We start from the raw sequence: 23,685 nt of genomic DNA on the forward strand, positions 1-23,685 counted from the left end.
CGAGGTGCACGCGCAAGGCGCGTTCTGGGCCTAAGAGACGCCTTTGAGACGCCGGAGACGTTCGCAAGGGACGCGATGCGCGCGGCGCCGCGCCGACGACGCGGATTCGCGACACGATTCACGTCGTCGGCGACGTGGACGCGTTCGGGAACGTGCTCGCGGAGGTGACGTATATCGGCAGGGATCACGGGCTCGGCCTTGCGCCATCGAGCACGGCGGAGCACGTGGAGGACGTCGAGCGGATCTTCACGAATGACGCATCGAAATGGATTCTCGGTCGGCTCGCGGAGGAGACCGCGTGCAGCACGGCAGGCGAGGAGACGGCTTGCCGGACGACGCGGCAGGAGCACGACATCTTTGGACGATTCAAGCGAATCGAGGTCGAGAGCGAGGGGGACGCGGAGACCAAGCTCGGCGTGCTCGTCACGCGGGATGCCTTCGGCAACGTGGTGCGAACGGTCGCCACGGATGCATTCGAGGGGAAACGCGCGGCGTGTGTCTCTTATGATGAACAGGGGATCTTTCCGTTCGCGCGGAGGAACTCGCTCGGGCATCTCTCGTTCGAGCGGTACGATCCGGGGACCGGCGCAGAGCTCGCCGTGGTGGATCCGAATGCGCTCGTGACGGCGCGGGCGATCGACGGATTTGGGCGCGTAACGCGGGAGGTGCGGCCGGATGAGACGGAGACGGTCGTCACGCGGCAACTCGTGCAGAACCGTATCGTGATCACGCGGGAAGCGGTCGGTTGGGGCGCAGAGACTGCGGAGTTCGATCGGCTGGGTCGGGTGCTGCGGTCGTGGTCGAGCGGCGTGTCGGCGCCGGGGCAGCTCGCGCCGCGGATCTTGCGCGAGGTGGTTTACGATGACCTCGGCGAGCGCGTGGCCAAGGAATATGTCGCCGACGCGGAGACGATGCTGGCCGCGGCGCGGAAGTATGCCGAACGCACGTATGATGCCGTCGGGCGGGTGAAGCGTGAGGTCGCGCCGTGGGGTGGCGTCACGGAGACGACGTATGCGGGCGCGACGGTCACGACGAAGAATGCGCGCGGGTACATCAGGGAGACGACGCTCGATGGCCTCGGGCGGCCGGTGCGCGTCGTGGACGCGGAGAAGGGGCTCACGCAATACGAGTACGGACCGGCGGGGCTACGCAAGGTGACGGACCCCGGCGGGGCGGAGACGACGTTCGCGGGATGGGCTCGGGCGAGTGCGGTTCTCGCAGGATCCGGATCGCGGCGCGTCGGAGATCCATTACAACGGATTCGGAGAGGTCCGATGGTCGAAGGACGCGCTCGGCAGGGTGGTGCATCTGCACCATGATCGGCTTGGGCGCCTGTACAAGCGCGAGGATCAGGACGGGGTGACGGAATGGGTCTGGGATGTCGCGCTGAAAGGCGCGCTCTCCGAGGTGCATTCGCCGGGCGGGGCGATCGAGCGGACGCTTTACGATGTGCAGAAGGGGCGCGTCTCGGGGACGGAGCTTTTGCTTGGCGGCGAGACGTTCGGTGTGGGGTACGCCTACGATGCATTCGGCAGGCCGGAGCGGGTACGGTATCCGGAGGCGGACGGGGTGCCCTTCGAGGTCGAGCTTGGGCTGGACGCTGCGGGGCATCTGAATGCGGTTCGTGACGCCGCTACGCACGAGGCGTACTGGTCACTTTCGGCAACGGACGGCGCGGGGCGCATCACGGGGGAGGTGCTGGGGCAAGGGATCTCGACGACGCGGAAATGGTTCGGGGAGCGGGATCGGGTGGCGTCGATCCTGACGACTGCGGCCGGGGGGACGACGCTCCAGGATCTCGGGTATGACTATGATCCAGAGCAAAATGTTCGGCTGCGGCGGGACGAGCGACAGGGGAAGACCGAGTATTTTTCGCACGATGGGCTCGATCGGCTCACGTGTGCTTCGTTCGACGCGGCGAAGCCTTGCGCGCGGGAGTGGAGGTATTCGCCCGATGGGAATTTGTGGAAGACGCCGGAGATCGGGTCGATCGAGTATGCGGATCCCGCGCATGCGCACGCGGCGACGGGGGCGGATGGGGAGAGCTTCGTTTACGATGCCGTGGGCAATCAGGTAGCGCGGCCGGGGCACACGATCGCCTACACCGCATTCGATCAGCCGAAGGAGTTCACCGCGAAGGACGGCGCGTCGGCGGTGCTGCTCGACTACGGCGGCGACGGGATGCGGCTCCGAAAGAGCACGCCGGAGGCGGTGACGATCTACGTGGGTGGGCTGTACGAGCGGGTGACGCGTGCCAACGGGGAGGTCGAGCATCGGTATTATGTGCACGGTCCCGAGCGGCCGATCGCGGTGGTGACGAAGAAGGCCGGCGGGATGGAGACGCGGTATCTCCATGTGGATGCGCTCGGGTCGATCGACGTGGTGACGGATTCGCTCGGGGGGAATGCCGAGCGGACGAGCTTCGACCCGTTCGGCGGGCGGCGAAATCCGGTATGGGGGGATGCGCCTTCGGGCGCGGGGCCGCCGGGGATCACGCTCGGATTCACGGGGCACGAAGAGGACGAGGAGATCGGGCTCGTCCACATGAAAGGGAGGCTGTTCGATCCGCGGCTCGGGCGGTTCTTGACGCCGGATCCGTTCGTCACGTGGCCGTGGTCGGGGCAGGGCTGGAATCCGTATAGCTACGTGCTCAACAACCCGCTGCGGTATATCGATCCGAGCGGCTATCAGCAGGTGGAGACGGGCGTGGAGGATCTGCCGCCGGTTCCCGGCGAAGTGCAGATGCCCACGGACCACGTGCACGTGCCGCTGGATGCGATCCGGGCGCTGTCCGGCCGAAATCCAGGTGAGGACGTCGGCGGGAGCGCAGGCAAGGGAGACGTGACGACAGTCGGCCAGCCGGTGCCGCAGCGGCACGCGATGCCGGCCGAGGAGGTGGAGAAGAGCGGGATCGACATTGCCACGGAGGTGCTGGCCGGCGCCGGAGAGCGAGCGCTGGAGCTGCCGGGCGAGCTCGCGGTCGGGTTCGTGATGAACCTGGTCATGCCGACGGCGCGCGGTGCTTCGTATCGGCCCATGGATGGGCCGGCGAATACGGACGACCTCGGCGGGCGGATCGCGGATGGCGTGAACCAGGCGAATCCGCTCCTACGCAGTGTCGGTCGACGTGATCAAGGGGGTGGACGCAGGGGAGAAAGGGGATTACGCGGGGGTTGGTCGGGCTGGGATGGGCGTCGTCGCCACGGTGGCGATGACGGTGCTCACGCTGAAGGCGGGGGCACGCGCAGGAGGAACGGCACCGAAACAGGTCGATCTGCCGTTCGTCCCTCGACAACCCTTGACGCGAGGAGTCCTCGTGACGGAGAACGGCTCGGCTGCCCTCAGCAGTGGCATTGAAGGACCAGCTCGTGGCTTGCCGAAGGGAAGCCCTGGATTCGATATTGTAACGAGAACGCACGTTGAAGGGCATGCTGCCGCAGCCATGAGATCGAATGGGATCAATAGCGGAACACTCTACATCAACAACCCGAGGATTTGCACGAGTTGCATGCAAAATCTGCCACGCATGCTTCCTACCGGTAGTCGGTTGAAAGTGGTGCTGCCGGATGGATCGGTTGTTCGATTCGAAGGGAAGGCCCCATGAGTATCACGTTTCGCGATGAGCAAGACGAAAACAATCCCCGCAACGGTTCGACGGTACAGAACCCCTCGGATCTCGATGAAGTCTTCATGAGTGCGGCCCGTCGACCGCCGTTTTTCTTTTCTCTGACCTCCCACGACTCACACCTTCTGGTTGGCGTCGGAAGGGGCATAGGGTGCGTGCAACATTCCGACGCCGACGGCAATGTCCCCTACCTGGCGGCCGTCCGACAACAAGGTGATTCAGCAGGCGCTGATGCGTATGAAGAATTCTTAATTGCCGACACACCCACACCCATAGCAAGCAGGTATTGTCTTCCCCTCCCCGATGTGATGAAGATCGTCGAGGTATTCGTCCGCTGCGGCGGCCGGGCGACGGACATACTCTGGGAAGAAATTTGACGCCCGCGGCGAGCGGCGGCGCCGGCCGAGGAGGTTGAGGTTCGTGATGAACATTTCAATGACGTGCCGGGCAGGATCGGCGCGGGAGCTTTACATGACACACCCGCGAAGCTAACGTCCGCCGCCGTGTCGCCTCCCCGGACCTCGATGCTCCCTGCGCTCTTCATGCTGGCAGCATCCTGCGCGCCGACCGCGCGGCCCAAGCCCACGGCATCGTCCACGCCGCCCGAGGACACGCCGAACGTCACGCGCGCGAAGGCCCCCGAGGAGCCGGAAGCGCGCTGGGTACGCACGGGTCGTACGACACGCGTGATCCTCCCTTTGCCGGAAGGGACGCTGGTGCTGATGGGGGGCCGGCGCGCGTTCGTCCGCGCCGATGGCTCGATCCTCGACGAAAAGGTCCTCACGCCCGAGCCGCTCGACGACATGCTCGCCGTACCCACGCCGCGAGGGCTCCGCCTCGTCGGGTATAACAGCCAGGCCCTTTATCGCTTCGACGATCCTTTGGGCGAGCCCCGTGTGCTCGTCGAGGCGTTCCTTGTCGGGGCGGCCAACACGATCTCGAAGGTCGGCGCGGGGCCCGGCTTCGTGGCCGTGTGGGATTCGGATGGCGGCGGCGCGCCCGCCCTGCTGCTCGACGTGGAGACCGGCGCGACGAGGACCCTCGCGGGGTGGCCCGACGTCCCGCCGACCGAGATCCTGTTTCGATCGATGGACGAAGGGGCCGTCGTGTTCGAATCGATTGGCCTCGCCCTCACGCGCGACGGCGGCAAGACATTTCAAGTGCCCGACGCCGACAAGCCCGAGGAGCGGGTGTACGACTTCGGCCTCGGACGGCGCAGGGATCGGATCGAGGCCGTCCGCGGTGACTTCCGCGCCCCCATCGATTTCGCCAACAACCGCGTCGGCGCATTCGCGCGTCGGTTCGTCGGCATGGCCCAGACGAACCCCACGCTCGCGTGGATCGAAGCGACCGAGACCGATCCGATCGAGCTCGCCATTCGCGATGGCAGCCCCGACCCGCGCGGGGGCGTCTTCATCGCCGTGAATCGCATGGCCGCCCGCGTGGATCCGAGGACGGGCGCTGCCCTGGAGGTCGCGTGGAATCCGTTGAATCTCCAGATGGACACGCTGCATGATCCCCATTGGCACGACATCATGGCTTGCCGCGCCGCGCATTTGCCGGATCGAGGGCTCGTCTTCTGCCCCATGGATTCCGACCGCGTCGAGACGGCCGCGTTCAGCGTGAAGGGCCCGCTCACCCTGCGGCGCGTCGAGATGCCGAAGCTCTCCCAGACGTATGTTCACGAGGTCGTCCAGAGGCCCCGCGGCGCCCTCGTCTTTTTCGGACATTGCGCGCCCCCGCGGGCGAAGGACGCATCCGCCGAGGCAGAGGAGGAACGCGTCGTATTGTGCGCGTCCGGGGCTGGGGGGGACGTCGAGCCGGTCCGTCCTGCGCCGGACCTTTATGATCAAAGTTCCGGCGGCCTGGAGGGCGTCGGCGCGCTGGACGATGGAACCATCGTCCACCTGAAGGGCATCACCGGCAACCACGTGGACCCGCAGGGGGAGTCCGGGGTGCCGATTCCCGAGACGCGATTCGAGCTTTTTTCACGATCGATCAAGCCCGAGCTGCTGCCGCCGATCACGTTTGACGAGGGAGCCCGGGGACCAACGAAGGTGCTCGGATCCATCGAGCAGGACGAAAGCGGAGCCTTGCATGCGATGGTGTCCCTGAATGACGAGATCGTTCATGTCCGTCAGCCGCTCTCCGGGCCGGCGACGGTGACGCCGCTGTCCGCGCACCATGCCCAATTTCGCCGGGGGCGCGGGGTGATCCTCGGCGACGATTTGCTTCTCTCCCCCGATGCCGGCGCGTCGTGGTTCAACGCCGGCCCGCTGCCCAAAGACCCCGTGCACAAGGATGCAACGCTCGGCGCCCTGCCGAGCGAATCCGGGATTGCCATGCTGCGCTGGCTGCGCGTCGGATGGGGACCGGCAGCCCCCTATCCCTCGGCTCCACCGCCGCCCGTGGGCCCACCGCTCGCCATTCTTCCCAAACCGAGCGAGATGGAGCCGACGGTCCGAACGCTCTCGTGCGCGCGTCGCGGCCGCATCGGCGCAGCGCCGCCGCTCTGGGATGCGAGGGCGCGCCAGGCCATGTACGACGCCGCGAGCGGAGCGGTCTCGACCGTCGATCACCGGCTCATCGAGGAGGTCGTGGTCGCGCAAAGCGCCGAGGTCGTTGCCGGACGGCTGGAGGCGTTCGCGTCCTCCGACGGGGAAACGGCAGAGCGATGGACGCTCCAGGCCATCGATCCGCACGAGACCACGGGGAAAGTTGATACGTGGACCGTGCCGGCGCCCCCCGACGTCCCATTGCTCCCCGACCTGGATGGCGTCGTTCGCCGAGGGAACCGTACGCTCTTCGTCGTGTTTCACCATGAAGGCGGTCGCCTCGTGTATGATCTGGTCCTCGCGACCCCGGGGAAACCACCTCGCACGACGCGCCTCCGCAAGCACCCCGACGGGAGCTTCTTGACGGCGACCTTGGGGCCGAACGACGACGATCCGGTCGTGGGAAACATCGGGCAATACCTCTTCGCATGGATGGCAGACGGATCGCTGCGGAACGTCGCCCCCTTGCATGGCCCGCGCAACGTGGCCGAGGCGGGGATTCTTGGGAGCAAGGATCTGCCAGTCCTCCTCAACGGATACGGGTGGGCCGCTGTGCAGACGCTGCCGCTCGGCGCAGGCGCGAATGCGACGTCGCCTCTTCCCTTGCACGGATGGACCCTGCATCGACCTCCGATGCGAGGTGGGTTCTGGGCCATGCCGACCTGTCGTCCGGGCGCATCAGGGATGCTGTTTCGTCTCCGGGAGCAAAACGAGCGCATCCTCCTCGAAGTGGACGGCGTGAAGTCGACGGACCCGAGCATCCACGCGCTGTATTACGAGATCCGCGTCGACAAGGGCTCGGCGTGCATCGAGAGCGTCGACGTCAGCCTGGGAGAGGAGGAGCTCCCGGACCGCCCGCATCCGTTCGGCTTCGTGACCGCCCATTTTCCGAAGAAAACCGCGCACGCCATGGAATGGGGCGACGGCGGGTCGTTCGTCCGGATGGCCTGCACGCTGCATTGATGCCGCATGGAGGGGGCTCCCCGGTCGCCCCGCGTGACGGAACCCGCCCGCCTCGCTAAGATGTCCCCGCCGTGGACGTCATCACCCTGTCCATCCCGGGATTCTTCGTTCTCATGGGCCTCGAATGGCTCGGGGGCCGCGTGAAGAAGCGGCGCGTCTACCGCGGCCCGGACGTGCTCGCCGATCTGCTCCTCGGCTCGGCGCAGACGCTCTTCGGCGTCGTCGCGGCGGGCGTGCTCCTCGGCGGCTACCTCTTGCTCTACGAGCGACGCTTCTTCGACGTCTCGCCGAGCTCGGGGCTCGCCTGGGTCGTCTTGCTCGTCGGCCTCGATTTTCTTTATTACTGGTTTCACCGCGCCTCGCACCGCATGAACCTCGCCTGGGCCGCGCACGCGCCGCATCACCAGAGCGAGGATTACAACTTCGCCGTCGCGCTCCGGCAGGGGCCCGTTCAGCCGCTCGTGTCGCGCGTGTTTTACCTGCCGCTCGCGCTGCTTGGATTCCCGCCCGCGATGTTCGTGACGGCGCTCGGTATCAACACCGTCTACCAGTTCTGGATTCACACCGAGCTCGTCGGGAAGCTCGGCCCGCTCGAATGGGTGCTGAACACGCCCTCGCACCACCGCGTGCATCACGGTTGCAATGGGCGGTACCTCGATCGCAACCACGGCGGCATCCTGATCATCTGGGATCGGCTCTTCGGGACCTTCGAGCCCGAGGCCGACCAACCCGTGTACGGCACCGTGAAGCCCGTCGCCTCGTGGAACCCGCTCGTCTGCGCATGGGCCCCGTTCCGCGACATCCTGGACACCGCCGCCCGCGCGCCGCGCTTCCTCGACAAGATCCTCGTCTGGATCATGCCGCCCGAGTGGCGGCCCCGCGGGATGGCGCCCGCCGATCTCGCCGTCGCGCCGGATCGACCGAAGTACGACGTACGGCCGACGCGCGGCGCGGGCATCTACGCGGCCGTGATGCTCGTCTTCACGCTCGTGGCCACGGTGTATTTTCTCTTGAAAGGCGCCACGGCGCCGATCGGGACGCAGCTCGTGTTCTCGGCCTGGTTCGTCGCGGCGCTCGGCGGGCTCGGGGGCGTGCTCGAAGGGCGCGCATGGGCGAAGCCGCTCGAAGCCGCGCGGATCGTCGCCACGCCGTTCGTGCTGGGCATGCTTCTCTGACGATCACGCCGACCTCGGCGTCGTGTTCGTGCTCGGTTCGTTCGGGGCGCAGGTCAGCCGACGCGGATCTTGGCGTCCCCACGCTGCCGGCCGGTGAGGGTGCGGATCTCGATGCGGTACACGCCGGGGGCGGACACCACGAACTCGATCGGAGGAGGGCTCTGCGGGGCGCCCGTGGGCGGATCCCGCACGAGTGTGTCGAGGATGTTCGCGCCCGACGGCGAGAAGACCTTGAGGGAGTAGGGCGGGACCGACGTCTCGCTGGGGACGAAGACGAGCGAGAGCCGATCCCCGGGCCGGATCTCGTCGAAAAACGGCACGGTGCCGCGGCCCGAAGATCGGGCCGGGTGGCAGTAGATCTCGATTTCGCCTGAGCTCTCGATCGGTCCTGACATTGTTGGCGGTGTCGCCCCCAGCGGCGTTTGTGAGGGCATGGGGCGACGAGAGGACGCTAGCAGCCTTGGGGCTGCGCCATCAAGCCCCGTCGACGCGGCGCGCGCTCCCCTGGTAGTATCCGCGATGATGCCGCAAGGCCTCGCCTCCGCGAGCGCACGACCGAAGGTCGGACGCACCCGCGGGAGATCGAGCGGGCGGCGCGTGGATCGTCACGCGAGCCAGCCCCGTACCCGAGGAGAACACGAAGGAACATGGATCAGCGCGCTCTCCAGCGATCATCGTTAGGCCCGAAGACCGCGAGCGCGGACCCGATGATCGGTAAGGTCGTCGCAGGTCGTTACCGCCTCGAGACCCGGATCGGCGAGGGCGGTATGGGCGTGGTCTACCGCGCCCGCCACGTGCTCATCGATCGGGTGGTCGCGCTCAAGCTCATCCGGCCGGATCTGCGCGGCGAGACCCACCTCCGCGCATGGATGCTCCGCGAGGCTCGCGCCGCGAACCGCGTGGATCACGCGCACATCATCGACATCCACGACATCGGCGAGACCGAGGAAGGCGAGCTCTATCTGGTGATGGAGTACCTCGTCGGCACGCCGCTCTCCGCGGAGCTCGCGCGCGGCCCCATGCCGATCGCGCGCGGCGTCGACATCCTCGAGCAGATGTGCGCCGCCCTCGCGCGCGCCCACGACCTCGGTGTCGTGCACCGCGATCTCAAGAGCGACAACATCCTGCTCACGCAACGCGGCGGCCGGAAGGACTTCGTCAAGATCCTCGACTTCGGCCTCGCCGCGATCGCGCGCGACCCGCGCCTCGCCCCGAAGGGCGCAGTCTTCGGGACCCCGGAGTACATGTCGCCCGAGCAGGCGCGCGGCGAGGAGGCCACGCCCCACGCGGACCTCTACGCGCTCGGCGTGCTCTTCTACGAGATGCTCACGGGGCAACTTCCTTTCCGTGCAAACGATCGCGAGACGCTGCTCGAGATGCAGCGGACGGCGATCCCGCGGCGCCCGCGCACGGTGCGCCCCGACGCGCATCCGCAAGGCGAGATGATCGCGATGCGGCTGCTCGAGAAGGACATCCGCAAGCGCTACCGCGACGCCCACCATCTCCAGGAAGAGCTCAAGGCGCTGCAGCGCAGCCTGCCGAGCACGCCCTGGGAGATGGAGACGGGCGAGGCCGTGCCCGCGCCGCCGCCGCCGCCGCCGCCGCAGTCGGCCGGCGTGACGGAGTGGGCGAACCGGACGGCGCTCTTCGCACGCATGGTGGCCCGCGCGCATCCGGCCGGGAACGCGCCGCCCGACATCCAGGCAGCGCTCGCGCAGCTCTGGGACCTCGCAGCGAAGGCGAACCGGCTCGAAGGCGAGGTCGCAAGCCACACGCGCAAGGTCGAGGCCCTCGAGCGGCGCGGTCGCGCACTCCGCGCAGAGATCGGTCGTAAGGTCGAGGAGCTCGCGCACGAAGAGTCGCGCGTGATGCGCGAGGCCGCGGCCGACGGCGAGGACGTGGACAAGGTGCGCAGCGAGCTGGCGCAAGCAGAGAAGCTCGCGATGGAGGCGAAGCAGCTCGCCGACGGCGCCGCGCGGCAAGGCGCGTTCGATCGAACGGTGTTCGAACGCGCGGGCGCGACGGCCGCGACGGTGCAGGCAAAGCGCGAGCAGCTCGCGCGGTACGAGGCAAAGAAGAACACGCGCGAGACGACGGCGCGTGATCTGCGGCGGCAGATCGACGAGCTCCGCGGGCAACTGACGCGGTACGCGGAGGCGCTCGAGGAGGATCTCGGCCAAGGCCGCGAGAAGGTCACGCAGCGGACGCGCGAGGGCCTCGCCTTCGAGAAGGCCTTCAGCGACGCGTCGAACCTCCTGCTCGCGCACCTGCGCAACAAGCCCGAGTGCCGGGATCTCGTGGCGGAGCTGCTCACGGCGAACAAGGACGCGAACACCGCGTCGACCGAGAGCGGTGAGCCCAAGCCCTCGCTCGAAAAACGTCCGGGCAACTGATCGGACGAGGGGGGCTCCGCTCGGACGAGCCGAGCCGCGCCCCCAAACCCCAGCTGCCGAGGGGCCGGACGGGGCCGGCCCAACCTCCAACAAAAGAAGGATGACGGGGAAGTCGCGTTGTGGTAGTCAGCGCGCGCCTCGGCGGGGAAAACCGTCGAGGGCGAGGCTGTGCTGAAGCGTCGGCGTCAGGGCTAGCGGGTCGATTTCGACGGAGCCTGCGCCACGGGGACGAACCCCGTCGGTGCCCGCTCATCCGCGACTCACGCAGGCGGCCAACCCCTCGGAACCTGGGAGATCGCCACGACGGCGGGAGCCATCGTCGGCGGACTCCTCGTTTGAAGGAGGCACACCGTCATGAACGTAGAGGGTTCTTCGCGCCCAAGCGGGGCGCGAGCGTGGCCCGCGCGCGCCTTGGCCGTCGTAGGCGCGCTGTTCGCTATCGCCCTGGCTCGTCCCGCACAGGCGGACGAGGCTTCGCTGAAGCTTCCCGATCTGGGCTCTGTTTCCTTCATGGGGAACATGGACGGACGCACCCTGCTCCTCGCGGGCATGGGCGTCTGCGCGCTCGGCCTGATCTTCGGGATGACGATCTACATGCAGCTCAAGAAGATGGCCGTGCATCGCTCGATGCTGGAGATCTCGGAGCTCATCTACGCGACCTGCAAGACGTACCTGATCACGCAGATCAAGTTCATCGTGCTGCTCGAGGTCCTCATCGGCCTCGTGATCGCGGTGTATTACGGTTATTTCAAGCACTTCGACGTCGGTCGTGTCGCGCTCATCCTGTTCTGCAGCCTCGTCGGCATCGCAGGCAGCACGGGCGTCGCCTGGTTCGGCATCCGCATCAACACGTTCGCGAACTCCCGCACGGCGTTCGCGTCGCTCCGCGGCAAGCCCTTCCCGACCTACGCGATCCCGCTGAAGGCGGGCATGAGCATCGGCACCGTGCTGATCAGCGTCGAGCTGCTCGTCATGCTGATCATCCTGCTCTTCGTGCCCGGCGAGTACGCGGGGCCGTGCTTCATCGGCTTCGCGATCGGCGAGTCGCTCGGCGCCTCGGCACTCCGCATCGCGGGCGGCATCTTCACGAAGATCGCCGACATCGGCTCCGATCTCATGAAGATCGTCTTCAACATCAAGGAAGACGACGCGCGTAACCCGGGCGTCATCGCCGACTGCACGGGCGACAACGCGGGTGACTCGGTCGGCCCGAGCGCCGACGGCTTCGAGACGTACGGCGTCACCGGCGTCGCGCTCATCTCGTTCATCCTGCTCGCGGTCGCGGACGTCAAGACGCAGGTCCAGCTCCTCGTCTGGATCTTCGTGATGCGCATCATGATGGTCGTGGCGAGCGTCGTCAGCTACCTCGTCAACGAGGCGATCGCGAAGGCCCGCTACGGCACCGTCGACAAGATGAACTTCGAGGCGCCGCTCACGTGGCTCGTGTGGCTCACGTCGTTCGTGTCGCTCGGCCTCACGTTCGTCGTGTCGTACCTGCTCATCCCGAACCTCGGCGATGGGACGCTCTGGTGGAAGCTCTCGCTCATCATCAGCTGCGGCACGCTCGCGGGCGCGATCATCCCCGAGGCGGTCAAGATCTTCACCTCGACCGAGAGCAGCCACGTGCGCGAGGTCGTGACCTCGTCGCGCGAGGGTGGCCCGTCGCTGAACGTCCTCTCCGGCATGGTGGCCGGTAACTTCAGCGCCTACTGGCTCGGCATGGTCATCGCGGGCCTCATGGGCGCCGCGTACCTGGTCGCGCTCCAGGGCCTCGCGACGGTCTTCACGTCGACGATGGCCGCGCCGGTCTTCGCCTTCGGCCTCGTGGCCTTCGGCTTCCTCGGCATGGGCCCGGTGACCATCGCGGTCGACTCCTACGGCCCGGTGACCGACAACGCGCAGAGCGTCTTCGAGCTCAGCGTGATCGAGTCGATCCCCGGCATCAAGGACGAGATCAAGAAGGAACACGGCTTCGACGTCGACTTCGAGAAGGCCAAGCACTACCTCGAGGAGAACGACGGCGCGGGCAACACGTTCAAGGCGACGGCGAAGCCGGTGCTCATCGGCACCGCAGTCGTCGGCGCGACGACCCTGATCTTCTCGATCATCCTCGAGCTGCAGGCGGAGTTCGGCGTGGTGGAGGCCATCCAGCGCCTCTCGCTCATCAACGCGCCCTTCCTCCTCGGCCTCATCGTGGGCGGTGCGGTGATCTACTGGTTCAGCGGCGCCTCCTGCCAGGCCGTCGTGACCGGCGCCTACCGCGCAGTCGAGTTCATCAAGGCGAACATCAAGCTCGAGGGCGCCGAGAAGGCGAGCATCGAGGACAGCAAGAAGGTCGTCGAGATCTGCACGCAGTACGCGCAGCGCGGGATGATCAACATCTTCCTCGCAGTCTTCCTCGGCACGCTCGCCTTCGCGTTCCTCGATCCGTTCTTCTTCATCGGCTACCTGATCTCGATCGCGCTCTTCGGTCTGTATCAGGCGCTCTTCATGGCGAACGCCGGCGGCGCCTGGGACAACGCGAAGAAGCTCGTCGAGGTCGAGCTGAAGGAGAAGGGCACCCCGCTCCACGCAGCGACGGTCGTCGGCGACACCGTCGGTGATCCCTTCAAGGACACCTCGTCGGTCGCCATGAACCCCATCATCAAGTTCACCACGCTCTTCGGCCTCCTCGCCGTCGAGCTCGCGATCAAGATCCCGCACCAGACGAGCATCGTGCTCGCGGGCATCTTCTTCGTCGCGTCGGCGATCTTCGTGTGGCGTTCCTTCTACGGCATGCGCATCAAGACGGACGTGAAGGCAGCGGCGCCCGCGGCGCACTGATCACGTTCTGACAGGCGGACCGAAGCGGTCCCCATCGAGCGCCCTCGCTCCTCGCGGAGCGGGGGCGTTCGCTTTTTCGAAGCGAGCGTTACGCCTTCGAACTATAAATCAGGCCATGCGAGCTCTCTGCCCGTCGTGCGGTTTCCACCACGAGGTCGTCCGCGTGCTCGAAGACGGGCACGGCGAAAGCCGCAAGGATGTCTACCAGGTCGCGCCGCTCGCCGAGTGCGAGCGCACGTGGATCAGCGACCAGGAGCTACTCGAAGCGCGTGCGCGTTTCGGCGCCGAGGCCATCGTTCAGGACGACGAGTACGACGTTTGAGGGCGTAGCGCCGGGGTTTCACCCCGGGCCCGACCAGGGGCTGTCCGCCCCTGGACCCGGACCAGGGCAAGCCCTGGACCTTTGGTGCATCGACCGCGATGCGGTCGATGCAATCAGAAGACGACGGGGACGAGGACCTTTACCTGCGCGGGCGGGGCAGGGAAGCGGAAGGTGCCCACGACCTGCGCGACGCAGCTCGTGAGCTCGCGCGACCAGAAGCTCGACTCAGGGACCCACACCTCGTCCACGCGGCCCGCGCCGTCGATCGTGAAGGAGAGCGTCATGCGGCCACGGACGTGGGCGCCGCGCTTGGATTCGAGCAGGTAGCAGTCCTGCACGTCGTCGCGATGATCCACGAGGATGCGCTGCACGACCTCGTCGGTGAGCGGGCCCGTGATCGTGGCAGCCTCGATGCGGGCCTTTACGCGCTCATGGGGGCGGCTCGAGCCGTAGCCGAAGCCGCTGCCATGGCCGTAGCCGGAGCCGTGTCCGACAGTGCCGAGCGTGCCGAGGCCGATGCCCTCGCCCGTCCCGCCGCCGCCGATGCCAACCCCGCTCAGGCCGAGGCCGCCGTACACGCCGACCGGACCTCCGACAACGCCTCCGACGACGCCGCCCTCCGAGCCGAAGATGCTGCCGAGGCCTTTGTTCGAGTCTGCGCCCTGGAGCACGCCGATGATCCCGTACTCGGCAGGTTCCGCGGGATCCTTCTCGAGCACGGCGGCTTTGTCGCCCGTGGCGGTCTGGATGGGTTTGTCCGCGGGCTTGGCCTTGACCCCGTCGCCGACCATCACGACGGGCTCAGGGCCCGTGGAGCGCGCGGCGCTGTTCGCGCAGCCGCCCACGAGCCACGCCGCCGCTGCGAGTGCCGCCACGCGAGCCTGGTTGTGCATGAAAGCGAGGGTAGAAGGGGGGATACAGGGCGTCAACGAGTGACGCCCGAGGGAGGCGTCACGCAGCCGTCGCCGCGTCCTGCCCCTTGGACTTGCCCTCGGCATAGAGGGCCTCGATCTGCTGGCCGTAGCGCTGCCACACCACGCGGCGCTTCACCTTGAGCGAGGGCGTGAGCAAGCCGTTCTGCGTGGTGAAGTCCTCGCTCGTGAGCGTGACCTTCTGGATCTTCTCGAAGCCCTTCCACTCGGCCGAGTACTTCTGGATCTCGTCCATGACGAGCTCCTTCACGCGCGCGCTGTCGCACATCGCGGCGTCGCTCTCGAACGAAAGGCCATGCCCTTGCGCCCACGTCTTCACGGCCTCGACGTCGATGGCCACGAGCGCGACGTTGTAGAGGCGGTTGTCGCCGTAGACCATCGCGTTGAGGATGTACGGCGAGAGCTTGAGCTGCTCCTCGAGCGGCGCAGGCGAGACGTACTTGCCGTTCTCGAGCTTGTACTGCTCCTTGATGCGGCCCGTGATGTAGAGGTAGCCCTCGTCGTCGAGGTAGCCGAGGTCGCCCGTGCGGAAGCCGCGATCCTCGGTGAAGACCGCTTGGTTCTCCTCGTCGCGGTTGTGGTAGCCCTGCATGATGTTGGGCCCGTAGATCACGATCTCGCCGTGCTTCGGGTCGCCCGACGCTTCCTTGTCGATGACGATCTTCACGTGCGGGATCGCCTTGCCGACGCTGCCGATGCGGTGCGAGCCGGGGCGGTTCGCGGTGGCGATCGGGCTCGTCTCCGTGAGGCCGTAGCCCTCGTAGACCGTGATGCCGAGCGCGTCGATGAACTCGGCGACCTCACGCGAGAGAGCCGCGCCGCCGCTGAAGGCGTACTTCATGCGGCCGCCGAACTTCGCGCGGATCTTCGAGAAGACGAGCTTGTCGGCGAGCGCGAGCTGGATCTTCTCGCCGATCGAGAGCGAGCCCGCACCCTCCTTGCGCTTCTTCGTGGCCGCGGCGATGCCCGCCTTGAAGAGGGCCTGGATGGGCTTCGGCTTGCCGGCCATCTGCTTGTTCACGCCGTCGTAGATGCGGTTGAAGATGCGCGGGACGCTGCAGAGCATCGTCGGGTGCACCTCCGCGAGGTTGCCGATGATCTTGTCGACGCCCTCGGCGAGGGCCATCGCGCCGCCGAGCGAGAGGAGCGCGTGGAGCTCGCAGGTGTGGCCGAACGAGTGCGCCCAGGGAAGGAACGAGAGGCTCCTGTCGTCGGTGACGAGCGGCAGGATCTCGTGCACGGCGTTGATGTTCGAGGCGATGTTGCCGTGCGACAGGATCACGCCCTTGGGGTTGCCCGTCGTGCCCGAGGTGTAGATGAGACACGCCGTGTCGGCGGGCGTGGGCTTGATGGCCGGGACCGGGCTCTTCGCGCCGGCCTCGAGCAGCGCTTCGTAAGACGTGGGCTCGCTCTTCGGGCGCCCGAGGCCGATGATGTGCTTGAGCGAGGGCGCCTTCTCCGGGATCTCCTGGGCCTTCTGGTAGATCTCCTCGGTCGCGGCGATGAGCGCGACGGCCGAGCAGTCGTTCACGATGAAGGCCCACTCCTTGGGGAGCTGCGCCTCGTACATCGGCACGAGCGCCGCGCCGAGCCCGTAACACGCGTAGGCCGCGACGGCCCACTCGATGCGGTTGTTCGAGATGATGGCGACGTTGTCGCCGCGCTTGACCCCGAGCGACGCGAGGCCCGCGCGGAAGTCGTCGACGAGCTTGCCGACCTCGCCGTAGGTGGTCCACACCCACCGGCCGTCCTTCTTCACGCCGAACAGATCCTTGGTCTTGAACTGTTTGACGGAGCGCTCGAACAGGTCCACGAGTGTCTCGAATTTCGCCGACGACATGTCCTCTCCTTAGCTCGGTCCCTGAAACCCGTCTTGTCGTGCACGCCCGCCGTGCTTGCAAGGGGCCACGCGCGGCTTGGACGACGGAAGAGCGCCTTTTCCCCGCGACGGCCGCCATCATCGCGGCTCCTCTCGCCCGCTGCAACAGCCACGAAAGCAAGAAGCGCGTCCGCGCGCTGGCCGCCCCTCCGCCGTTTTGTTACATGAGCGGCGCCATGCCTCGCTACGCCATCACGACGTTCGGTTGCCAGATGAACGTCCACGACTCCGAGCGGATGCACGAGGTCCTCCGGCACGCCGGTTATACGGAATCGGACGATCCGCGGGCCGCGGACGTGGTCGTGCTGAACACCTGCAGCGTCCGGGAGAAGGCCGAACAGAAGCTGCTCAGCGAGGTCGGCCGCCTCGCCAAGTGGAAACAGACACACCCCGAGATGGTCCTCGTGGTGGCCGGGTGCGTGGCCCAGCAGGAGGGCGAGCGCCTGCTCACGCGCAGTAGCGGCATCGACCTCGTCCTCGGGCCCGACAACATCCCGGAACTCCCGCGCCTGCTCGACGACATCGGCCTCGGCGCGCCGCCGCTCGTGCGGACGGTCTTCGACCTCGAAGCCCCGCGCTTTTTGACGGCACTCTCCGTCGCCGCGAGTGCGCCCACGGCATTCGTGACCATCATGAAGGGCTGCAACGAGCGTTGCTCCTTCTGCATCGTCCCGTACACGCGGGGGCCGGAGCGGTACCGGCCGAGCGCGGAGCTCGTCGCGGAGATCGCGGGGCTCGTGGAAGCGGGCGTCCGCGAGGTGACGCTGCTCGGGCAGACGGTGAACAGCTACCGAGATCCGAGCAGCGAGCTTTTGCGCGCGCCCGGCGCCTCGCCCGACGATCCGGACGAGAGCGAGTTCGCCGCGCTCTTGCGGCGCATCGCGGCCGAGGTCCCCGGCCTCGTGCGGCTCCGGTACACGAGCCCGCACCCGCGGCACCTCACGCCCTCGCTCATCGAGGCGCACGCGGATCTTTCGGTCCTCGCCCGCCACGTGCACCTGCCCGTGCAATCGGGGAGCGATCGCATCCTGAAGCGCATGATCCGGCGCTACACGCGGGCCGAGTACGTCGCGCGGGTGGGCTCGCTCGTCGCGAGGCTGCCCGATCTATCGCTCTCGACCGACATCATCGTCGGCTTTCCGGGCGAGACCGAGGACGACTTCGCCGCCACGCTCTCGCTCGTGCGGGAGGTGGGCTTCCGCGGACTGTTTGGGTTCAAATATTCACAGCGGCCGTACACGCCGGCCCGCAAGCTCGCGGACGACGTGCCCGAGGCCGAGAAGAGCGAGCGGCTCGCGCGGCTGTTCGAGGTGAGCGAGGAGTTGCTCGGCGCGCATCTGCAGGGGCTCGTCGGCAGCCGGCAGCGCGTACTCGTGGAAGGCGCGGGCAAGGAGGGCACGAACGCCTGGTCGGGCCGCACCGAGCGTAACGAGATCGTGCACGTCGCCGGCGCGGAGGGGCTCGATCTGCGCGGCACGATCGTCGAGGTCGTGATCACGCGGGCGAACAAGCATTCGCTCCAGGCCGAGCTTTCGGACGAGGCGCGCGCGGCGGCGAAGCCGCTCCCCGTGGTGCCCGCGGCGCCCGTGGACGCGCCGAAGCCCCGCGCGGCGGGGGAGCGGCGTTCGCTCCCGATCGTGGCTGCAGGGGGAGGGTAGGCGCGTGGCGCTCGTTCTTCCTTACGGAGACCATTCGCCGCGGCTCGGTCGGGGCGTCTTCCTCGCGCCGAACGCAACGCTCGTGGGCGACGTCGAGCTCGGCGACGAGGCGAGCGTGTGGTTCGGCGCCGTCCTGCGCGGCGACATCGGCCCGATCCGCATCGGCCCTCGCACGAACGTGCAGGACCTCGCCTGTTTGCACCTCACGGACGGCATATCGAAGACGACGATCGGCGCGGACGTCACGATCGGCCACGGAGCGATCCTGCACGGGTGCACGGTCGAGGACGGCTGCCTCATCGGCATGGGCAGCATCATCCTCGACAACGCCGTGATCGGCGCGGGCTCGGTCATCGCGGCCGGCGCGCTCGTGCCGCCGCGCATGGTGATCCCGCCGCGATCCATGGTGAAAGGCAGCCCCGCGAAGGTCGTCCGCGAGGTGACCGACGAGGAGGCGAAGCTCGGCCTCGCCGGCGCCGTTCATTACGTGGTGAATGCGCAGAGGTACCGCGGGATCTGCGCGGAGACACAGACCCTCGGGGGCGAAGAGCGCGAATAACGCGCCTCGCGGGCCCGAACTGCCCGGGGAACGTGGCTCCCGGGCGCGGGCGTTCTTGGTCACGCCATGCGTGATCTTCCTCCATCGCTTACCGAGAAACTTCCAAAGACGGAAAGGTCTCCGCTACGATCGCGGCGATCTTCCGTGCGAAAGTCCTCTCTCCTCCTCGTCCTGGGCATCGGCACCTCGGTCGCCGCGGGGCTCGGGCTCGGCGCCTATCGGTACGGGCCACGTTCTCCGGTCGTCGAAGGCCTGTTCCTCGGCGAGCAACGCGTGCCCGATGAAGGCTCGCCCGCCTCGTGGCTCGCGCGCCGTCAGCTCGACGCGCTCGGCTGGGAAGCGCGTTTCCATCACGACGGCGAGATCGTGGAGACCACGCTCGGCGCGGTCGGCGTCGAGATCGACGTGCAGGCCTCGCTCGATCACGCGGGCGAGGTAGGGCATACGGGCTCGCTCGTGAGGCGCATGCGCGAGGCGCGCCTCGCGCGGCGGGGCCAGGTCTTCGTGCCGCTCGCCTTCTGGATCGACGAGGCGAAGGCGCGGCGGTTTCTGGAGTCGATCGCGTCGCGGTTCTCCGTCGCGCCCGTCGACGCGGTGCTCGATCTCGAGAACAAGCGCAAGATCGAGGACGTCCCCGGCCGCGAGCTCGACATCGACGCAACGCTTGCGGAGATGCGCGCGACGAGCTTCGAGGACGGCGTCGTGATCCGCCTCATCACGCGCCGCGTGCCGGCGAAGGTGACCGCGCTCGATCTCGCGCAGGTCGACGTGACGAAGGTCGTCGCCTCGTTCGAGACCTCGTTCTCGCTCTTCGGCTCGGGCGCGGGGCGCGCGGTGAACATCCGCAACGCCGCGCGCAAGATCGACGGCGTCGTCTTGCCACCGGGCGCGGGTTTTTCCTTCAACGATCGCGTCGGAGCGCGCACGCGGGAGAACGGTTTTACCTTGGCGCCCGAGATCCAGGGCGACGAGCTCACGGACGGCATCGGCGGCGGCACCTGCCAGCTCTCCTCGACGCTGCACGGCGCGGCCGTCTACGGCGGGCTCGAGGTCCTGCATCGGCAGGGGCACTCGCGCGCGTCGAGCTACACGAAGCTCGGCCTCGACGCGACGGTGAGTTTTCCCATCGTCGACCTCAAGCTCAAGAACCCCTACACGTTCCCCGTCATGATCCACGCGTATTTCCCGCAGCCGAACAAGGTGCGCGTGGAGGTCCTCGGCGGTGAGCCGGTCGCGAAGGTCGAATACGGCTATGGCGTCGGGCAGTCGTACGATTTCGTCCGTCGGATCACGGTGAAATCGCACCTGCCGCCGGGGAAACGTATTCATCGACAGAAGGGCGTGCGCGGATACGACGTCACCTCGACGCTGCGCATTTCATATGCCGACGGCCGCGTCGAGGAGCGGCGCTGGTTCAGCGGCTATCGTCCTTCGCCCGAGGTCTACTGGGTCGCGCCCGGGTACGACGAGGCGAATCTGCCGCCCTTGCCCGATCACGCGAAGGGCATCGAGGGGCGGCTCTCCGAAAATGCTACGGAGACGGCGTCATTTCCGGTGCAGGCGCCGGCGCAGGCTCCGGCGCCGTGACGGGCTCCTCGGGATCCTTGCAGCAGCGGAAGCCGATCTCGTAATAACGAAACATCGGCCCGTGCGAATCGTTCGTTCCGCGGCAATGGGCCCAGGGTTTGGCCCAGAATCCCCCCTTCAGCGACGACCGATATTGCCACTCTTTGCGTGACGTCCGAACCCATTCCTCCACGTTGCCCACGAGGTCCTTCACGCCGAAGCTCGACGCGCAGCGCGGGCGGGAGCCGCTCGGCTCGCCCTGGTAGAGGCGCCACGTCTCGACCTCGCGCACGCGGCGTTCGTCGGCGTTCAGCTTCCCTTCGTCGTAGGGAATGAAATCCTTCGACGAATTGCAGGCGTTCGGGTCGAAGGTGTGGCCGTAGGGCCAGGGTGTGGTCTCGGGGCCCTCGCAGGCGAGCTCCCATTCGAATTCGGTGCAGAGGCGCTTGCCCACCGAGGCGCATTTCTTTTCGGCCTCGACGAACCGCATCATCACGTCCGGCCGCTTGCCCTCGCGGTTCGGCCACTCGTGCTCGTCCATGCACACGTGCACGGGCGTGGCCACCGGCTCGAGCGCCAGCATGCCCGGGAGGAACGAATAACAATGGCCCTTCTGCCTCGTCGTGCAGAGCCGCTGCACGTTCTCGTAATGGATGCCCGAAACGAGCCGCGTGCCCGTGGGACAAACGGCGGCGGGAGGCGCGGCCTGTGTCATGGCAGGCGCGGCTTGGGGCGCGGCGAAGAGCTGGGCGAGGAGCGTCGGAAGGAGCACCGAGGGGAGGCATCCTAGCGCAGAAACGCGCCCTCGGTGGCAACGCTCGGACGTGACGAACCCCCGGGCGGAGCGCGACATCCGTCCCCTCGCGGGTCTTGTCCGTCCGGGTTAGGATGCGCGCCATGCAACGGACGATGCTTGGCTTCCTGGGGATCGGGGCGCTCGTGTTCGCGGGGCTCGGGGCGTGTGGCGGCAAGGTGGTGATCGACGCGGACGGGAGCGGCGGCGCGGGCGGCACGGGCAGCGCAGGAAACGGGAGTGCCGGGACGAACACCACGACGAGCTCGAGCGGGGCGGGGGGCGGCGATTTGCAGAGCCTCTGCCAGGCGGCGTGCGCGAGCATGAGCGCGACCCCGGGGTGCGCGGAGGATGACTGTGTCGCCGATTGTGTGAAGGAGTTCGAAGACGAGGCCGGCCCGTGCTTGAACGAGGTCACCGCCTTGCTCGAGTGCGTCATCAAGAACTCGGGCCTGAACGGCGAGTGCTTCAGCTCGGTCTGCTTCCCGTTCGTCGAGGCGCTCGAGGCGTGCGAGACCCCGAGCACCGGCTGCTCCAGCGCGCTTTGCTCGGAGGCCGAGGACGGGTCGTGCTCGTGCGAGGGTCAGTGCAACGGGAGCGCCGTGGCCACGGAGTGTTTCCCGCAGCCGGGCACGACGCAGGTCTGCGTTTGCTCCATCAACGGGATGCAGGTCGGCAAGTGCGAGGCCACGCTCGGCTCCTTTCCCTGCTCGGTTACCGAGGGCTGCTGCGCGCAGTTCTTCCTTCAGTAGTCGAGGCCGTCGATCCCGTACGCGAGGATCGAGGGGTCGGCGAGCAGATCACGGCCCATGCGCAGATCGTAGTGGCGCGCGCCGTTCGTGATGCGGGCGAGCAGGGCGAGGTGTTCGGTCTTTCCGGGCACGTCGTCGATCACGAGGCCGCCGCTCGACGCGATCAGGTTGCCGAGGGCCTCGGCCTTCGCGAGGGGCGCGAGCTGGGTCGGTTGATCCGGCTCGATTTGCGGGTGCAGGACGAGGGTCGGCGCAAGGCAGGTGGGCCGGTCTTGGCCCGGGAAGGCGCGCTTCGGGTCGAGGTCGCGTTTGTCGCCGTGGCTCTTCGTGGGGCCAGCCAGGGGCGCGAGGCGTGGGAAGGCCGAGAGCGCGGCCGGGCCGACGTGAAAGGGGCGCGGGACGGCGCAGAGGCGCGGGCCTCGGGGGTCGTCTTCGAGGAGGAGCGCGTCGTCGCCGAGGAAGCCGTAGCCGGCGGACGCGAGCGTGATCGTGGTGGTCGTCTTGCCCGCGCCCGCGCCGCCAACGACGAGGACGGCCTCGCCGTGCGTGCGGTGGACGAGGGCCGCGGCGTGGAGGTGAAAGAGGCCGACCGCGCGGAGGGCGAGCGAGAGCGCGATCTCCAGCGAGGCGCGGGCCGAGCCGGGGACGATCTCTTCGCCGGAGAGGAAGGCCTCGATGCGTGAGGCTCCCTCGGGGACGAGGATGCGGCTCTTGCGATCCCAGAGCAGGAAGGCCCGAGGCGCGCCCGCGGGCTCGCGGTAGGCCTGCACGATGCCGTGGAAAAACGAGGGGCGGTATCCCTCGGCAGCTGGATCCGCGTCGAGCGAAGCGCCTCCGCGGCGGAGCACGATCTCGATGCGGCCGCGGCCGTCCGCTCGGCCGATGCCTTCGTCGAGGCCGAGCTCGTGGACGAGATCGGGCGCGCCGTCCTCGGTTGTCCAGGCGAGCGTCGCGCCGTGCAGCGCCGCGGTTCGCATCTCGCGTCAGGCCGGCAGCACGAGGCCGTCTTCGAGCATCTCGCGCAGCACGCTGTCGACGTCGCGCGCGGCGGTCTCGCGATCGACGCGGAAGAGCGAGGTGATCCGCTCGGCGATCACGCCCGGCTCGGCGATCGGCTCGGCGAGGGATTTCCACACGATCACGGCGGCCGCGTTCAGCGTGAAATAGAACTTCGTGTCGAGGTGGAGCAGGACGCCCGTGCCGTCGTCGAGCTCGGTGAAGAGCACCTGGGGGTTCGGCCTGGGAAGGCGCGGCTCGGTCACGCGGCGGGCTCCTTTGGGTTTAGGCAGGGGTAGGCGTACGTCACGATGAGGTCGGGGGAAAGCTCTTCGCCGTACGGCGTGCCATCGAGCTCCACCCACGCATGCCCCTCGATCTCCCCGGGCCGCGAGAGGCCCATGACGAAACGTGCGGCATGCCCGGCGCGGCGGAGCAGCGAGAAGCGCGCGAGCGAGCGGTAGAGGCAGGTGTCGGGCACGAAGGGCAAGCGATGGGTGATCGCGTCCGCGCGCGCGAGGGCTTCGTCGATGGCGTCGAGCGGCGCGGGCTCGATCGTGCCCCGCGAGAGCGCGTCGAGCAGCGCGGGCAGGCTCGACTGCGCGACCCGCAAGGGGAGCGAGAGGCGCAAGGCCACCGCGGTCGCGGAGAGGCGGAGGTGCCGCGGCAAGGGCGAAGGCATTTCGCGCTCCCC

20 protein-coding genes are annotated in these 23,685 nt (G+C 67.8%); 13 read left to right on the plus strand and 7 right to left on the minus strand.

The window, feature by feature from the left end; all coding sequences use genetic code 11:
* The first annotated feature begins 134 nt into the window (after nucleotides 1-134).
* The 6 genes from KEG38_RS26865 to KEG38_RS26885 all read left to right on the plus strand — a co-directional run bounded on the left by KEG38_RS26865 (nucleotide 135) and on the right by KEG38_RS26885 (nucleotide 8,318).
* On the plus strand, nucleotides 135-1,319 hold the full coding sequence (locus KEG38_RS26865; RefSeq protein WP_272422774.1) for a hypothetical protein: 1,185 nt from the start codon (nucleotides 135-137) through the stop codon (nucleotides 1,317-1,319).
* Nucleotides 1,207-3,357 (plus strand): RHS repeat domain-containing protein, encoded by a 2,151-nt coding sequence (locus tag KEG38_RS55645; protein ID WP_272422775.1) that lies wholly within the window; start codon nucleotides 1,207-1,209, stop codon nucleotides 3,355-3,357. Before KEG38_RS26865 ends, KEG38_RS55645 begins: the two co-directional genes overlap by 113 nt.
* Nucleotides 3,317-3,604, plus strand: a complete 288-nt coding sequence (locus tag KEG38_RS56070) for a DddA-like double-stranded DNA deaminase toxin (protein WP_372518195.1) — start codon at nucleotides 3,317-3,319, stop codon at nucleotides 3,602-3,604. Before KEG38_RS55645 ends, KEG38_RS56070 begins: the two co-directional genes overlap by 41 nt.
* Complete coding sequence (locus KEG38_RS26875; RefSeq protein WP_272422776.1) at nucleotides 3,601-4,002, plus strand: Imm1 family immunity protein; 402 nt, start codon at nucleotides 3,601-3,603, stop codon at nucleotides 4,000-4,002. The genes KEG38_RS56070 and KEG38_RS26875 overlap by 4 nt, the downstream gene beginning before the upstream one ends.
* Nucleotides 4,003-4,128: 126 nt before the next feature.
* Entirely contained in the window at nucleotides 4,129-7,143 is a 3,015-nt protein-coding gene (locus tag KEG38_RS26880) for a hypothetical protein (RefSeq protein WP_272422777.1), read from the plus strand.
* A gap of 71 nt (nucleotides 7,144-7,214) precedes the next feature.
* Nucleotides 7,215-8,318: a sterol desaturase family protein gene (locus KEG38_RS26885; RefSeq protein ID WP_272422778.1), complete on the plus strand. Its 1,104-nt coding sequence runs from the start codon at nucleotides 7,215-7,217 to the stop codon at nucleotides 8,316-8,318.
* 53 nt (nucleotides 8,319-8,371) lie between these two features.
* Here the strand turns inward: KEG38_RS26885 and KEG38_RS26890 are convergent, their stop codons facing one another.
* Complete coding sequence (locus tag KEG38_RS26890; protein ID WP_272422779.1) at nucleotides 8,372-8,713, minus strand: hypothetical protein; 342 nt, start codon at nucleotides 8,711-8,713, stop codon at nucleotides 8,372-8,374.
* A gap of 312 nt (nucleotides 8,714-9,025) precedes the next feature.
* Here KEG38_RS26890 and KEG38_RS26895 point away from each other — a divergent pair, with 312 nt between their 5' ends.
* The 3 genes from KEG38_RS26895 to KEG38_RS26905 all read left to right on the plus strand — a co-directional run bounded on the left by KEG38_RS26895 (nucleotide 9,026) and on the right by KEG38_RS26905 (nucleotide 13,856).
* A complete protein-coding gene (locus KEG38_RS26895) occupies nucleotides 9,026-10,711 on the plus strand; it encodes a serine/threonine protein kinase (protein ID WP_272422780.1) in 1,686 nt (561 codons plus the stop codon).
* Nucleotides 10,712-11,065: 354 nt separating this feature from the next.
* Nucleotides 11,066-13,534, plus strand: a complete 2,469-nt coding sequence (locus tag KEG38_RS26900) for a sodium-translocating pyrophosphatase (RefSeq protein ID WP_272422781.1) — start codon at nucleotides 11,066-11,068, stop codon at nucleotides 13,532-13,534.
* Between the two features lie 115 nt (nucleotides 13,535-13,649).
* Nucleotides 13,650-13,856, plus strand: coding sequence for a hypothetical protein (locus KEG38_RS26905; RefSeq protein ID WP_272422782.1), 207 nt, complete (start codon nucleotides 13,650-13,652; stop codon nucleotides 13,854-13,856).
* 113 nt (nucleotides 13,857-13,969) lie between these two features.
* Here the strand turns inward: KEG38_RS26905 and KEG38_RS26910 are convergent, their stop codons facing one another.
* Nucleotides 13,970-14,749 carry an AgmX/PglI C-terminal domain-containing protein gene (locus KEG38_RS26910; protein ID WP_272422783.1) on the minus strand — a complete coding sequence of 260 codons (780 nt, stop codon included), beginning with the start codon at nucleotides 14,747-14,749 and terminating at the stop codon, nucleotides 13,970-13,972.
* Between the two features lie 58 nt (nucleotides 14,750-14,807).
* Entirely contained in the window at nucleotides 14,808-16,628 is a 1,821-nt protein-coding gene (locus KEG38_RS26915) for an AMP-dependent synthetase/ligase (protein ID WP_272422784.1), read from the minus strand.
* A gap of 38 nt (nucleotides 16,629-16,666) precedes the next feature.
* Between KEG38_RS26915 and miaB the strand changes: the two genes are divergently transcribed.
* The 3 genes from miaB to KEG38_RS26930 all read left to right on the plus strand — a co-directional run bounded on the left by miaB (nucleotide 16,667) and on the right by KEG38_RS26930 (nucleotide 20,471).
* Nucleotides 16,667-18,325, plus strand: coding sequence for a tRNA (N6-isopentenyl adenosine(37)-C2)-methylthiotransferase MiaB (gene miaB, locus KEG38_RS26920; RefSeq protein ID WP_272422785.1), 1,659 nt, complete (start codon nucleotides 16,667-16,669; stop codon nucleotides 18,323-18,325).
* Nucleotides 18,326-18,329: 4 nt separating this feature from the next.
* Entirely contained in the window at nucleotides 18,330-18,884 is a 555-nt protein-coding gene (locus KEG38_RS26925; RefSeq protein ID WP_272422786.1) for a gamma carbonic anhydrase family protein, read from the plus strand.
* Nucleotides 18,885-19,028: 144 nt separating this feature from the next.
* Nucleotides 19,029-20,471, plus strand: coding sequence for a VanW family protein (locus KEG38_RS26930; protein WP_272422787.1), 1,443 nt, complete (start codon nucleotides 19,029-19,031; stop codon nucleotides 20,469-20,471).
* Here the strand turns inward: KEG38_RS26930 and KEG38_RS26935 are convergent.
* A complete protein-coding gene (locus KEG38_RS26935) occupies nucleotides 20,416-21,222 on the minus strand; it encodes a formylglycine-generating enzyme family protein (protein ID WP_272422788.1) in 807 nt (268 codons plus the stop codon). The two genes, KEG38_RS26930 and KEG38_RS26935, sit on opposite strands and share 56 nt — an antisense overlap.
* Before the next feature lie 125 nt (nucleotides 21,223-21,347).
* On the opposite strand from KEG38_RS26935, the gene KEG38_RS26940 reads away from it, so the two are divergent.
* Nucleotides 21,348-21,995, plus strand: a complete 648-nt coding sequence (locus KEG38_RS26940) for a hypothetical protein (RefSeq protein WP_272422789.1) — start codon at nucleotides 21,348-21,350, stop codon at nucleotides 21,993-21,995.
* Here KEG38_RS26940 and KEG38_RS26945 read toward each other — a convergent pair.
* The 3 genes from KEG38_RS26945 to KEG38_RS26955 are packed head-to-tail and all read right to left on the minus strand — an operon-like array spanning nucleotide 21,989 to nucleotide 23,673.
* A complete protein-coding gene (locus KEG38_RS26945) occupies nucleotides 21,989-22,972 on the minus strand; it encodes a phosphoenolpyruvate carboxykinase (ATP) (RefSeq protein WP_272422790.1) in 984 nt (327 codons plus the stop codon). The genes KEG38_RS26940 and KEG38_RS26945 overlap by 7 nt on opposite strands.
* Nucleotides 22,973-22,978: 6 nt before the next feature.
* Entirely contained in the window at nucleotides 22,979-23,257 is a 279-nt protein-coding gene (locus KEG38_RS26950) for a PqqD family protein (protein WP_272422791.1), read from the minus strand.
* On the minus strand, nucleotides 23,254-23,673 hold the full coding sequence (locus tag KEG38_RS26955) for a lasso peptide biosynthesis B2 protein (protein WP_272422792.1): 420 nt from the start codon (nucleotides 23,671-23,673) through the stop codon (nucleotides 23,254-23,256). Before KEG38_RS26955 ends, KEG38_RS26950 begins: the two co-directional genes overlap by 4 nt.
* Between the last annotated feature and the right edge of the window lie 12 nt (nucleotides 23,674-23,685).

Origin of the sequence: Polyangium jinanense, from assembly GCF_028435265.1 — a bacterium.
Classification (GTDB): Bacteria; Myxococcota_A; Polyangia; order Polyangiales; family Polyangiaceae; genus Polyangium; species Polyangium jinanense.

Coding starts and splice junctions, on each gene's coding strand:
- KEG38_RS26910 (WP_272422783.1), bottom strand. CDS start 14,749: ATGCACAACCAGGCTCGCGTGGCGGCACTCGCAGCGGCGGCGTGGCTC.
- KEG38_RS26945 (WP_272422790.1), bottom strand. CDS start 22,972: ATGCGAACCGCGGCGCTGCACGGCGCGACGCTCGCCTGGACAACCGAG.
- KEG38_RS26895 (WP_272422780.1), top strand. CDS start 9,026: ATGATCGGTAAGGTCGTCGCAGGTCGTTACCGCCTCGAGACCCGGATC.
- KEG38_RS26955 (WP_272422792.1), bottom strand. CDS start 23,673: ATGCCTTCGCCCTTGCCGCGGCACCTCCGCCTCTCCGCGACCGCGGTG.
- KEG38_RS26875 (WP_272422776.1), top strand. CDS start 3,601: ATGAGTATCACGTTTCGCGATGAGCAAGACGAAAACAATCCCCGCAAC.
- KEG38_RS26890 (WP_272422779.1), bottom strand. CDS start 8,713: ATGTCAGGACCGATCGAGAGCTCAGGCGAAATCGAGATCTACTGCCAC.
- KEG38_RS26905 (WP_272422782.1), top strand. CDS start 13,650: ATGCGAGCTCTCTGCCCGTCGTGCGGTTTCCACCACGAGGTCGTCCGC.
- KEG38_RS26915 (WP_272422784.1), bottom strand. CDS start 16,628: ATGTCGTCGGCGAAATTCGAGACACTCGTGGACCTGTTCGAGCGCTCC.
- KEG38_RS26940 (WP_272422789.1), top strand. CDS start 21,348: ATGCAACGGACGATGCTTGGCTTCCTGGGGATCGGGGCGCTCGTGTTC.
- KEG38_RS26900 (WP_272422781.1), top strand. CDS start 11,066: ATGAACGTAGAGGGTTCTTCGCGCCCAAGCGGGGCGCGAGCGTGGCCC.